The organism is Aliarcobacter thereius LMG 24486, assembly GCF_004214815.1.
GTDB lineage: Bacteria > Campylobacterota > Campylobacteria > Campylobacterales > Arcobacteraceae > Aliarcobacter > Aliarcobacter thereius.
Genome location: NZ_CP035926.1, coordinates 244,877 through 257,564, shown reverse-complemented (window position 1 = coordinate 257,564; position 12,688 = coordinate 244,877). Strand labels below are relative to the sequence as shown.

Below are 12,688 nucleotides of genomic sequence, written 5' to 3'. Positions count from 1 at the left end.
GTAGCAATGCTCTTTATTTTAAGGAAAAATATTGGCAACTTATTTAGAATTCGAAGAGAAAATTAAAAAAATTGAAGATGAAATTGTATTAGCTAGAATTAAAGCTGATGAACCTGCAATTGAAATCTTAGAAAAAAAACTTGAAAAAGAAGTTGAAAAAACTTTTAAAAATTTAAATGATTATCAAAAACTTCAATTAGCAAGACATCCTGATAGACCTTATGCACTTGATTATATAAATGGTATTTTAGATCAAGCTTATGAGATTCATGGAGATAGACACTATATTGATGACCATGCTATTGTTTGCTATTTAGGCTTTATAAATGAACAACAAGTATTAATAATTGGTGAACAAAAAGGTAGAGGAACTAAAGAGAAATTAAAAAGAAACTTTGGTATGCCAAATCCTGAAGGTTATAGAAAAGCTTTAAGAGCTGCTCAAATGGCTGAAAAATTCCAAATTCCTATTCTTATGTTAGTTGACACTCCAGGTGCATATCCAGGACTTGGAGCAGAAGAGAGAAATCAAAGTGAAGCTATTGCTAGAAATCTTTATGAATTTGCAAATCTAACTACTCCATCTGTTTCAGTTGTAATTGGAGAAGGTGGAAGTGGTGGAGCACTAGCAATTAGTATAGCTGATAAACTTGCTATGATGAGATATTCTGTTTATGCAGTTATTTCTCCTGAAGGTTGTAGTGCAATCTTATGGAATGATCCAACAAAAGTTGAAACAGCTGCACAAGCTTTAAAAATTACAGCTGAAAACTTAAAACAACAAAATCTGATAGAAGATGTTATAAATGAGCCTTTAATCGGTGCTCATAGAAAAAAAGATGAAGCTATTATGGCTCTTAAGAAGTATTTTTTAGACTCTTTAGAAGAGTTAAAATTATTAAGTCCTGAAGAGAGACAAGCTAAAAAATATCAAAAAATCATGAATCTTGGTTCATTTGAAGAGTAAAAATTTCTAATATTTTAAGAAAAAGGAGAAGAATTTATCTTCTCCTTTTTTTATTTAAAATCTAAGCATTAATCCTGCATAAACTCCACTGAAATCTAAATCTGTTTCTAAATTTGACAATTTATCAACTTTAATTTTTTGAACTCTATATCCAACTTCTAAAGCTGGTTGAACAACTGGAAAATCAAAAGTATAATCTATTTTTATTTTGCTATCATAAGCTTGATTATCACTATACTTAATATATTTTATATCTGCTTCAATTCCAAATGGTGTTGCTGGAATTTCAACTCTTGCTCTTGCATACCCCATTGGAAGCACAAAAGATTTTGAAATTTTACTATTAGGAATTCCTGAAACTTCATAATCTGCATCAATTAATTTGAAATCAACTCCTAAATCAATTGTTGTCCAAAATGTATTATCTAAAATATTATAATAAGGGATAATATCTATTTGCTTCATAGTAAAATCTGAACTTTGATCCGTTGTGTTATAAGATGAGAAATTACCATCTGCTCTACCTTCATTTTCCACTTTTGAATACTCTAATTTAAGATTTGGAACAAGAGGTAAGAAATGTTTAAAATATGCCCAAGCATAAAAATTTGTTTGACTATCTTCTTTTGAGCTATCAATTCCATTTCCATTTTTTGCTTTTATCTCACCGCTTGGTTTTGCAAGCCATGCACCAGCACCTAATTCTGCTCTTAAGAAATCAGCATTTGCTGAACTTAGAAGTAAACTTGAAGCAATAATTGCTACTTTTATATTTTTATTCATTTTATTTCCTTATATTATAAATCATCTTTATCTCGTACTAATCGCCCTACTTTTTCTCCACCAATTATATGAAAATGTAAGTGTGAAACTTCTTGACCACCATCTGATCCAATATTTGTTATCATTCTATATCCACTTTCTGAAACATTTAACTCTTTTGTAACTTTTTTTATAAATTCACTTAATTTACCCATAATATTTGAAGGTGTATCTTCAAAAGATTCATAATGCTCTTTTGGAATCACTAAAGCATGAACTTTTCTTGTTGGATTAATATCATGAAAGGCTAAGAAGTTATCATCTTCCAAAATTAAACTACTTGGAAGTTCTTTATTCACAATTTTACAAAATATACACAAATTCTCTCTCCTTGTTTTAATATATTCTAAATAAAAAGTATCTATATCTCTTAGAAATTTAGACCTATTTTAAAACTTCATTATAACCAAACTCTAATAAAATTTTAGATAGACTCGCAAGTTCTAATGAGTATAGATTAATTTTAATTATAGGAAAAAAATTGGAAAATTGGATAGAAAAAATAAACTCTTCGTCTACATTTGAAGAGCTTGAAAATATAAGAATTGATATTTTTGGGAAAAAAGGTTTTTTAACTTTAGAATTCGCAAGAATGAAAGAGATTCCAAATGAAGAGAAAAAAGAGTTTGCTCAGAACTTAAATCTTCAAAAAGAGAGTCTTACAACAAAACTAGATGAGAAAAAAGAGTTTTTAAATAAAGAGTTTTTAAATCAAAGATTAGAATCAGAAAAAATAGATGTAACAAAGTTTAATAATACTATAAGTTCAGGTGCAACACATCCTGTGGCTGAAACAATGAATAAAATAATAAACTATTTTCAAAATCTGAATTTTGCAGTAGAAGAAGGTCCTCTTGTAGAAGATGATTTTCATAACTTCCAAGCTTTAAATCTACCACAATACCATCCAGCAAGAGATATGGCTGATACTTTTTATAACAAAGATTACACACTTTTAAGAACTCATACTTCTCCTGTGCAAATAAGAACTATGCTTACACAAAAAGCACCTATTAGGATGATAGCCCCTGGAACAGTTTTTAGAAGAGATTTTGATATAACTCATACTCCAATGTTCCATCAAATTGAAGGTTTAGTTGTTGATAAAGCAGACAAAGTATCTTTTGCAAATTTAAAACATCTTTTGGTAGAGTTTTTACAACATATGTTTGGTGATGTTGAAGTAAGATTTAGACCATCTTTTTTCCCATTTACAGAGCCATCAGCAGAAGTTGACATTTCATGTGTATTTTGTAAAGGCGAAGGTTGTAGAGTTTGTTCACAAACTGGTTGGTTAGAAGTTCTTGGTTGTGGTGTAGTTGATCAAAATGTTTTTAATGCTGTTGGTTATGAAGATAAATCAGGTTATGCTTTTGGCCTTGGAGTTGAAAGATTTGCAATGTTAATTCATAGTATTGGAGACTTAAGATCTCTATTTGAAAGCGATATAAGATTATTAGGACAATTTAAATGATAGTTACAAGAAAATGGTTAGAAGAGTTTATAAATATTTCAAAAATTTCTACAAGTGAACTTTGTAAAACTTTAAACAGTATTGGATTAGAAGTTGATAGTTTAGATAGTAAAACAATAGCTTCAAATGTTGTAGTCGGAAAAGTTTTAAAAAAACAAAAGCATCCAGAAGCTGATAAATTAAATATTTGTTTAGTTGATCTTGGATCAAATGTTGAACAGATAGTTTGTGGAGCTTCAAATGTTGAAGAAGGACAATTCGTTCCTGTTGCTAAAATTGGTGCTATTTTAGGAGATGATTTTAAAATAAAAGCTGCAAAACTAAGAGGAGTTGAATCAAACGGAATGATTTGTTCTTCTACTGAATTAGGACTTCCAAAATTAAATGATGGAATTATGATTTTAGATAATTCAATTGGAGAATTAGTTTTAGGAAAAGAACTAAGTGCTTATCCTTTATTAAATGATGATATTATAGAAATTGGTCTAACTCCAAATAGAGGAGATTGTCTTAGTATTTTAGGAGTTGCTAGAGAGTTAGCTGCTTATTATAATCTATCATTAATTATGTTTGAAAAACATATTAATTATGAAAGATTAAGTATAGGTCAAAAATTTATAGTTGATGTTTCTAACTTTGATTCAAATCTAGCTTATAAAGCTGTTGAAATCAAAAATTTCAAGATTGATCTTCTATCAAATATTAGACTTGCAACTATTGGTAAATTTAAAGAAAATTTTGAAATTAAAAACTCTTTAGAGTATATTATGCACTCTATTGGAGCAATCCTAAATATCTATAATAGTAAGCAATCTTTAATGAAAAATGATTTTTATAGTTTTGAAGTTAAGAAAAATAGAGATGGAATTGATAGTTTTTATTCAAATGGTGAAGAACTAAGCAATATTGGAGTAAATCATAAAAATATAATAGAAGATATAAATGGTGATTTTTTAATTGAAGCTTCATATAAAGATCCTGAAACTATTTCAAAATTAGTTTTTGATAAGAAACCAAAAACAAGTGAAATCTTCTATAAAACATCAAGAGGAAGTAACCCAAATATAACTGTTGCTATTGATTACTATTGTAACTACTTATCAAAATTTGGAGTTATTGTATATTCTGGTTCAAAAGAGTTTTTAGACGATATAGAAAGAGATGCAATAAATTTAAGTGTAGATAAAATAAACTCAATAATTGGTCAAAAAATTGATAAACATGAAATAGAAAGAATTTTATCATCTTTATCTTTTGAAATTAAAGATTCTGTTGATAATTTACTTGTAGTAAAAGCCCCTGTATATAGACATGATATAAAAAACATTGCTGATGTATCTGAAGAAATTATTAGAATGATTGGAATTGATAATATTAAATCAAAACCTTTAGCAGTTGATGAAGTAAATAGAGTAAATAAAACTTCAAAAGATATATTAAAAAGAAACAAAGTTAGATTTAAAGCTATTGAAAATAATTTCTTTGAAACTTTAACATATGTTTTTACTTCAAAAGAAAAATTAGAGAAATATGGGTTTAAAACAGTTAAAGAGAATTTAGATTTAATTAATCCAATTGTAAAAGAGTTAAACACATTTAGAACAACTCTTTTATTAAATCTTGTAGAAGCTTGTTCAAATAACTTTAGCCATGGAATAAGATCTAGTGCATTTTTCGAAATTGGTACAATATTTGATGAAAATAGAGCTGAAAGCAAAAAAATTGCTTTTATTTATTCAGGTGCAAATAGCTTAGAAGATGTATGCAATGCAGGAAAACCAAAGAATATTGACTTTTTTGAATTTTCAAAGAAAGTTTTAAATAGTATTGGAAAATTTGATTTAGTACCAATGGATAAAATTGATAATAGTTTCATCCATCCATTCCAAAATGCAAATGTTATTATAGATGGAAAAGTAGCTGGATTTATTTCAAAACTTCATCCAAGTGTTTGTGAAGATTATGATTTAAACGATACTTTCATTGCTCAAATTGATTTTGAAATGATTAAAGATGATAAAGTTTTAGCAAACTCTTATTCAAAATTCCAAACATCTATAAAAGATTTAAGTATTCTTGCTCCAAAAAATATGGAGTTCAAAGATATTAAAAAAGTCATTGATTCTATTAAAAATCCACTAATAAAACAATACAATTTAATAGATATTTATAGTGATGATAAGCTTGGAGATTTTGAGAGTTTAACTATCAGATTTACTCTACAAAGTGATGAAAAGACTTTAGAAGATGAAGATATAAATTTAGTTATATCTTCAATATTAGATATTTTGAAGAAAGATTTAAATATTACATTAAGATAAGGAAAAAAAGTGGCAAATTTTAGTATTAAAAAATTATCAAAAAAATTTGATATAACTATTGAAAATATTGCAAGTGATAAATCAATTTCTCATAGATGTGCCATGTTTGCACTTTTTTCAGATAAGACATCTTATATAAAAAACTATCTTACAGCTGAAGATACTTTAAATACTTTAAATATTGTTGAACAACTTGGAGCAAAAATAAAAAGAGACGGAAGCAGTATTGAAATAACTCCAAGCCCAAAATTAATAGAACCAGAAAACATACTTGATTGCGGAAATTCTGGAACTGCTATGAGACTTTTTTGTGGACTTTTAGCAAGTGTTGATGGAGCTTTTGTTTTAAGTGGAGATAAATATTTAAGAAGTAGACCAATGAAAAGGGTTGCTGAGCCTTTAAGAGCAATAAAAGCACAAATTGATGGTAGAGAAAATGGAAATAAAGCACCTCTTTTTATAAGAGGGGAAAAAAACTTAGAAGCTTTTACTTATATCTCTCCTGTTGATTCAGCTCAAGTTAAATCAGCTATGATTTTAGCAGCTTTAAGAGCTACTAATGTAAGTCGTTATAAAGAGAATGAACTTACTCGTGATCACACAGAAAGAATGTTAAAAGGAATGGGAGCTGAAATATTTACTGATGATGAAGGTTTTATAAATATAAAACCTCTAACTTCTCATTTAAAAGCTCTAAATATGACTGTCCCTGCTGATCCTTCGAGTGGATTTTTCTTTGCTCTTGCTGCTGCTATCAATAAAGGTTCAAGAGTTATAATAAAAAATGCATCTTTAAATCCTACAAGAATAGAAGCTTATATAATTTTAAAAAAAATGGGTGCTACTGTTAATTTCATTGAAAAAGAGAATATTTATGAACCAATAGGTGATATTGAGATTATTGGAAATGAATTAAATGGAATTGAAGTTAGTAAAAATATATCTTGGCTTATAGATGAACTTCCTGCTTTAGCAATTGCTATGAGTTTAGCAAAAGGGAAATCTCTTGTAAAAAATGCAAAAGAACTAAGAGTAAAAGAGAGCGATAGAATAAAAGCTGTCGTTGATAATTTAAAACTTTGTGGAGTTGATTATAAAGAGTTTGAAGATGGATATGAGATTATTGGTGGAAGTTTAACAAGTGCTAATATAGACTCTTTTGGTGACCACAGAATTGCTATGAGTTTTGCAATTGCTGGTCTTATATCTGGTATGGAGATTGAAGATGTTGATTGTATAAATGCATCTTTTCCAAATTTTAAAGAGATTTTAGACTCTTTATATAACTAAGGATAAGTTTTGAAAATAGAGTTAGCTAGTAGTTATGGTTTCTGTTTTGGTGTAAAAAGAGCAATTGAAATTGCAGAAAAGTATGAAAACAGTGCAACAATGGGACCATTAATTCATAATGATGATGAAATTAATAGATTAAAAAAAGACTTTAAAGTTGGTTTATATTCAAAATTAAGTGATGTAAAACCTGATGATACAGTAATAATACGAACTCATGGAATTCCAAAAAATGATTTAAGAGATCTTAGAAAAAGTAGTAAAAAAGTCATAAATGCTACTTGTCCTTTTGTAACAACTCCTCAAAATATTGTTAAAAATATGTCAAAAGAGGGTTATTCAATTCTTATTTTTGGAGATACTGAACATCCTGAAGTCAAAGGTGTTATGTCTTATGCTGAAGATTTAGATGATGTAAATGTAATATTATCTATTGAAGATTTAGAAAAGATAAATTTCAAAAATAAAAAAATTGCAACTGTTGCACAAACTACAAAGAAGAAAGAGACTTATCTTGAAATTGTAAATGCTTTAATATTAAAAAATAAAGAAGTAAGAGTTTTTAATACTATTTGCGATGCAACATTTGAAAATCAAGATGCAGCTAGAGATATATCAATAAAATCTGATGTAATGATTGTAATTGGTGGAAAAAACTCTTCTAATACAAAACAACTTCACTCTATTTGTTTAGAAAACTGTAAAGATTCTTATTTGATTGAAAATGAAAATGAATTAAAAAAAGAGTGGTTCAAAGAAAAAGAGTTTTGCGGTATAACTGCTGGTGCAAGCACTCCTGATTGGGTTATTCAAAAAGTTATAGACAAAATTAAAAGTTTATAGATATAAATTAAGTCATTTTTCTGTATAATCTTCCTATTTTAAAAAAACTGGTAAACAAGAAGGTACAATATGCATATGGAAGATATAGATTTAGGTGAAGACTTTGATTTTGAACAATTATTAAACGAGTCTTTTGAACAAGCAGAGAATAACTCTGTAGTTGATGGTATAATTGTTGAAATAAATGATGATAGAGTTTTAGTTGATGTTGGTCAAAAGATAGAAGGTCTTTTATCTTTAGATGAAATTAAAGAGAATGGTGAAGTAAAATATAAAGTAGGAGATACAATCTCTGTTATGCTTATGGGAAATAGAGGTGAAAGACCTAATATCTCTCATAAAAAAGTTTTACAAAGAGCTAAATTTAATGATTTTATAGCAACTCATGGTGAAAATTTTGAAGATATTATTGTTGAAGGAAAAGTTGTAGCTGTTAAACAAAGAGGTGGTTTCACAGTTGAAGATGAAAATGGTTGTGAATACTTTATGCCATTAGCTCAATCTTTTATGAAAACTATTGGTGCACTTGGAAAAAGTGTAAAAGCTAAAGTAATAAAAGTAAATAAAAACCAAGGTTCAATTATTATCTCTAGAAAAAAATTAATTGAAGAGAACAAATCATTAAAAGATGATAAAGTTGCTAAAATTTTAGAGAACAATGAACCTGTAAATGGAGTTGTTAAAAAAATCACTTCTTATGGTATGTTTGTTGATTTAGGTGGAGTTGATGGACTTGTAAACTACAATGAAATCTCTTATAAAGGTCCTGTAAATCCTGCAAACTACTACAATGAAGGAGACACTGTTTCTGTTGTAGTTTTATCTTATGATAAAACAAAACAACACTTAAGCTTATCTATTAAAGCTGCTTTATCTAATCCTTGGGAAGAGATTAAAGATAAATTAGAAGTTGGAGATACAATTACAGTAACTGTTTCTAATTTTGAATCTTATGGAGCTTTTGTTGATTTAGGAAATGATATTGAAGGACTTTTACATATTTCTGAACTTTCATGGAATAAAAATATTAAAAACCCAAAAGAGAGTTTAACTATTGGTGATGAAATAAATGTTGAAGTTATTGAACTTGATATTGATAAAAAAAGATTAAGAGTTTCATTAAAAAATCTTCAAGAAAAACCATTTAATAAATTTGTAAAAACAAATAAAGTTGGAGATATTTTAAAAGGTAAAATCTCTACATTAACTGAATTTGGTGCATTTATTACTTTAGGTGATGTTGATGGTCTTTTACACAATGAAGAAGCTTCTTGGGAAACAAATACAAAATGTAAAAATATCTTCAAAAAAGGTGATGAAGTAGAAGTTAAAATTATTAAAATTGATAAAGAGAAAGAAAACATTTCACTTTCAATTAAAGAAATAGCTGAATCTCCTGCAAAGAAATTTCAAGACAATTATAAACTAGGTGATATAGTGAAAGGAAATGTAAAAGATAAAAAAGATTTCGGTGTATTTATTAAACTTGAAAATAATCTTGATGGTCTTATTAGAACAGAAGATTTCGGTCCATTAAATGCTGAAGAAGTAAAAATTGGTGATGAACTTGAAGCTGTTGTTATAAATATTGATACAAAAAGAAATAGAGTTAGATTATCTATTAAAAGATTAGAACAACAACAAGAAAGAGAGATGTTAAAATCTGTTAATGATGATATATCTATGACTTTAGGTGATGCTATAAAAGATCAATTCAAAAAGTAGGAATTTTTTAAAATGAGTAAATATACAATTGTAGTTTGTGACCATATCCATGATGCAGGATTAAATATTTTACAAAACACTGAAGATATAAACTATGTTTATGCTGCAGATATTGATAAAGTAAAATTATTAGATATTATAAAAAATGCTGATGTAGCAATAACAAGATCTTCAACTGATGTTGATGAAAAATTCTTAAATGCAGCAACAAATTTAAAAGCAATTATCAGAGCTGGTGTTGGTTATGATAATGTTGACATAGATGGTTGTAGCAAAAGAGGAATTATAGCAATGAACGTACCAACAGCAAATACTATTGCTGCTGTTGAACTTACTATGGCTCATATGTTATCTTGCCTTAGAAAATTTCCATATGCACACAATCAACTAAAAGAAGAGAGAGTTTGGAAAAGAGAAGATTGGTATGGAAATGAACTTTATGGTAAAAAACTAGGTGTAATTGGTTTTGGAAATATTGGACATAGAGTTGCATTAAGAGCCAAAGCTTTTGAAATGGATGTTATTACATATGACCCTTATATTTCAAGTACAAAAGCAACTGATTTAGGAATTAAATATACAACAAACTTTGAAGATATTTTAGCTTGTGATATTATTACAATCCACACGCCAAAAAACAAAGAAACTATTGATATGATTAGTTTTGATGAAATTAAAAAGATGAAAGATGGAGTTGTATTAATAAATTGTGCAAGAGGTGGATTATATAATGAAGAAGCTCTTGTAGAAAACCTAAAATCTGGGAAAATTGCAATGGCTGGAATAGATGTATTCAAAAAAGAACCAGCAACTTCTCATCCACTTTTAGATTTACCAAATGTTACTGTTACAGCACATCTTGGTGCAAATACAAAAGAATCTCAAAGAGAAATTTCTATTCAAAGTGCAAATAATGCAATTGAGAGTGCAAGAGGAATATCTTATCCAAATGCTTTAAATCTTCCAATTGATGAGAGTAAAATACCTGCATTTGTAAAACCATATATTGAACTTACACAAAAAATGGCATTTCTACTTGCTCAAATTAGTAAAAGTCAAATTAGAGCAGTTGAAGTTAGTGCTGAAGGTGATTTAAGTGAATATGTTGATTCTTTACAAACTTTTGCTAGTGTTGGAGTTTTAAGTGTTAGTACAGGTCTTAGTGTAAACTATGTTAACGCAAACTTCATAGCAAATGAAAAAGGTATAGATTTAAGTACAAAAACTATTACAAATAATAGTGGATATAAAAATAGAGTTACAATAAAAATTACAACAGCAAATGGTGTAAAATCTATCTCTGGTACAGTTTTTGAAGATAATATTCAAAGAGTTGTTAAACTAGATGATTTTGTTTTAGACATTGAACCAAAAGGTAAAATGATTATTATGAAAAACAAAGATATTCCAGGTGTTGTAGGACAAGTTGGTTCTATATTAGCTAAAAACAATATAAATATCTCTGACTTTAGATTAAGTAGAGGTAAAAATGATCATGCATTAGCAGTTATTTTAATTGATGAAAAAGCAAATTCAAAGGTTATCGAAGATTTAGATAATCTTGAGGCTAGTATAGCTGTTGCTTATGCAGAAATTTAAGGAGAGAAAATGGCAAGTATAGGAATGAGCGAATTAAAAAAAGGTCTTAAAATACAAGTTGAAGGTATACCATATAAAATTGTTGAATACCAACATGTAAAACCAGGAAAAGGTGCAGCTTTTGTTAGAGCAAAAATAAAATCTTTTATAAATGGAAAAACAATAGAGAAAACTTTTCATGCTGGTGATAAATGTGAAACTCCCGATTTACAACAAAAACAAATGCAGTTTTTATATGACGATGGTGAACTTTTACAATTTATGGATGTTGCAACTTATGAACAAGAAGGTTTAACTTACGAACAAGTTGGTGAAGCTAAAGATTGGATTATTGATGGAATGCAAGTTGATATGATGTATTTCAATGGAAAAGCAATCACTGTTGAACCACCAATGGTTGTTGAGCTTAAAATTGTAGATACTCCACCAAACTTTAAAGGTGATTCTCAAGGTGGAAGAAAACCTGCTACTTTAGAATCAGGTGCTGTTGTACAAATTCCTTTTCATATATTAGAAGGTGAAGTTATAAAAGTTGATACAAGAACAGGTGAATACCTAGAAAAAGTTAAATAAATTAATTTTTTGACTTTTTCTAATATGGCTTAAAGTTTTACTCTTTAAGCCTTTTTTATATATTAATTCTTTTTTTAAGAAAAACTATCTTTTCATCTCCTAAATAATTTTCATGGAGTATTTCATAATCTATATTTAAATTATTTGTAGTATTTGTTCCAGCTCTTATTTTTGGAGAAACTATAAGAACTAAGAAATCTATTTTATCTTTTAAAATATCTAAAAGCTTATAAACACCCTCAACCATTACAAACTTATAATCAAGTAATTTAAACAGATCTTCACTAATTATTACTTTTCTATTTGGAACTTTAAACAAAGCTATATTTTGATTAAAATCCTTAGTTTTACTATATATCATAATATCAGGATTTTTTCCTCTTACATATCTTGAATCAAGTATTGGTTTATCAATTCTAACACTATTTCCACCTATCATAAGCAAATCAATCTTATCTCTTAACATATGAACATATAACTTTGCTCTTTGGCTAGAAACGGCACCATCAATCATTCCATTTAGTGTTTGTGCCATTTTAAAAAATATACAAGTTTTATTCTGCCAAGCTTTAAATGGAATTAAAATATTATCACACTCTTTTTCTAAAACTTTTGTGCTTACTTTTATATTTGCATCTTCTAATGTTCTTATTCCACAACTTGCAACTTTATTTGTATCGTAAGAACCAATAATTACTCTTTTTAATTTCAAAATAGATAGTAAGTTTGCACAAGATGGTGTTTTACCTATATGATTACAGGGTTCAAGTGTTGTATATATTTCACAATCATAAAAGAATCCATTATGATTTTTAATCAAAAAATCATGTATTTCACTACTATTTGTTAAAGTTTTTAATAAGGAGTTTTTATCTTCTGTAAGAAAAGCTGTTTTAAGTGCATTTATCTCAGCATGTGGTGTTCCAGCTTCTTTATGAGCTTCAATAGCTAATATCTGCCCATTTTTTACAATTACAGCTCCCACAGCTGGATTTGGATAAGTTAAAAGTTGATATTTCCAAGCCTCATCAATGGCTAATTTCATAAAGAAATTGTCATCAATTTTCATCTTGG

Annotated in this window: 11 protein-coding genes; 8 read left to right on the top strand and 3 right to left on the bottom strand. The window is 27.9% G+C overall.

All coding sequences use genetic code 11. From position 1 onward, the window contains the following. Positions 1 to 31 precede the first annotated feature (31 nt). On the top strand, positions 32 to 967 hold the full coding sequence (accA, locus tag ATH_RS01405; protein WP_066170084.1) for an acetyl-CoA carboxylase carboxyl transferase subunit alpha: 936 nt from the start codon (positions 32 to 34) through the stop codon (positions 965 to 967). A gap of 54 nt (positions 968 to 1,021) precedes the next feature. Here the strand turns inward: accA and ATH_RS01400 are convergent, their stop codons facing one another. Continuing rightward, positions 1,022 to 1,750 (bottom strand): TIGR04219 family outer membrane beta-barrel protein, encoded by a 729-nt coding sequence (locus ATH_RS01400; RefSeq protein ID WP_066170086.1) that lies wholly within the window; start codon positions 1,748 to 1,750, stop codon positions 1,022 to 1,024. A gap of 14 nt (positions 1,751 to 1,764) precedes the next feature. Continuing rightward, positions 1,765 to 2,109 (bottom strand): histidine triad nucleotide-binding protein, encoded by a 345-nt coding sequence (locus ATH_RS01395; RefSeq protein ID WP_066177480.1) that lies wholly within the window; start codon positions 2,107 to 2,109, stop codon positions 1,765 to 1,767. A 161-nt stretch (positions 2,110 to 2,270) separates the two neighbouring features. Between ATH_RS01395 and pheS the strand changes: the two genes are divergently transcribed. The 7 genes from pheS (at position 2,271) to efp (ending at position 11,614) form a co-directional block, all read left to right on the top strand. Beyond that, a complete protein-coding gene (gene pheS, locus ATH_RS01390) occupies positions 2,271 to 3,263 on the top strand; it encodes a phenylalanine--tRNA ligase subunit alpha (RefSeq protein WP_066182712.1) in 993 nt (330 codons plus the stop codon). Next, a complete protein-coding gene (gene pheT / locus ATH_RS01385; RefSeq protein ID WP_066182709.1) occupies positions 3,260 to 5,584 on the top strand; it encodes a phenylalanine--tRNA ligase subunit beta in 2,325 nt (774 codons plus the stop codon). The genes pheS and pheT overlap by 4 nt, the downstream gene beginning before the upstream one ends. 9 nt (positions 5,585 to 5,593) lie before the next feature. Continuing rightward, positions 5,594 to 6,874, top strand: coding sequence for a 3-phosphoshikimate 1-carboxyvinyltransferase (gene aroA / locus ATH_RS01380; protein ID WP_066182706.1), 1,281 nt, complete (start codon positions 5,594 to 5,596; stop codon positions 6,872 to 6,874). 9 nt (positions 6,875 to 6,883) lie between these two features. After that, the gene (locus tag ATH_RS01375; RefSeq protein WP_066182703.1) at positions 6,884 to 7,717 is read left to right on the top strand and encodes a 4-hydroxy-3-methylbut-2-enyl diphosphate reductase; all 834 of its coding nucleotides are present in this window, start codon (positions 6,884 to 6,886) and stop codon (positions 7,715 to 7,717) included. 69 nt (positions 7,718 to 7,786) lie between these two features. Then, positions 7,787 to 9,442 (top strand): 30S ribosomal protein S1, encoded by a 1,656-nt coding sequence (locus ATH_RS01370; RefSeq protein WP_066182700.1) that lies wholly within the window; start codon positions 7,787 to 7,789, stop codon positions 9,440 to 9,442. A 12-nt stretch (positions 9,443 to 9,454) separates the two neighbouring features. Continuing rightward, positions 9,455 to 11,041 carry a phosphoglycerate dehydrogenase gene (gene serA / locus ATH_RS01365; RefSeq protein ID WP_066182696.1) on the top strand — a complete coding sequence of 529 codons (1,587 nt, stop codon included), beginning with the start codon at positions 9,455 to 9,457 and terminating at the stop codon, positions 11,039 to 11,041. A gap of 9 nt (positions 11,042 to 11,050) precedes the next feature. Next, positions 11,051 to 11,614: an elongation factor P gene (gene efp / locus ATH_RS01360; protein WP_066182693.1), complete on the top strand. Its 564-nt coding sequence runs from the start codon at positions 11,051 to 11,053 to the stop codon at positions 11,612 to 11,614. A gap of 55 nt (positions 11,615 to 11,669) precedes the next feature. On the opposite strand, the gene ribD is transcribed toward efp, so the two are convergent. Beyond that, entirely contained in the window at positions 11,670 to 12,683 is a 1,014-nt protein-coding gene (gene ribD, locus ATH_RS01355; RefSeq protein WP_066389983.1) for a bifunctional diaminohydroxyphosphoribosylaminopyrimidine deaminase/5-amino-6-(5-phosphoribosylamino)uracil reductase RibD, read from the bottom strand. Positions 12,684 to 12,688: the final 5 nt, after the last annotated feature.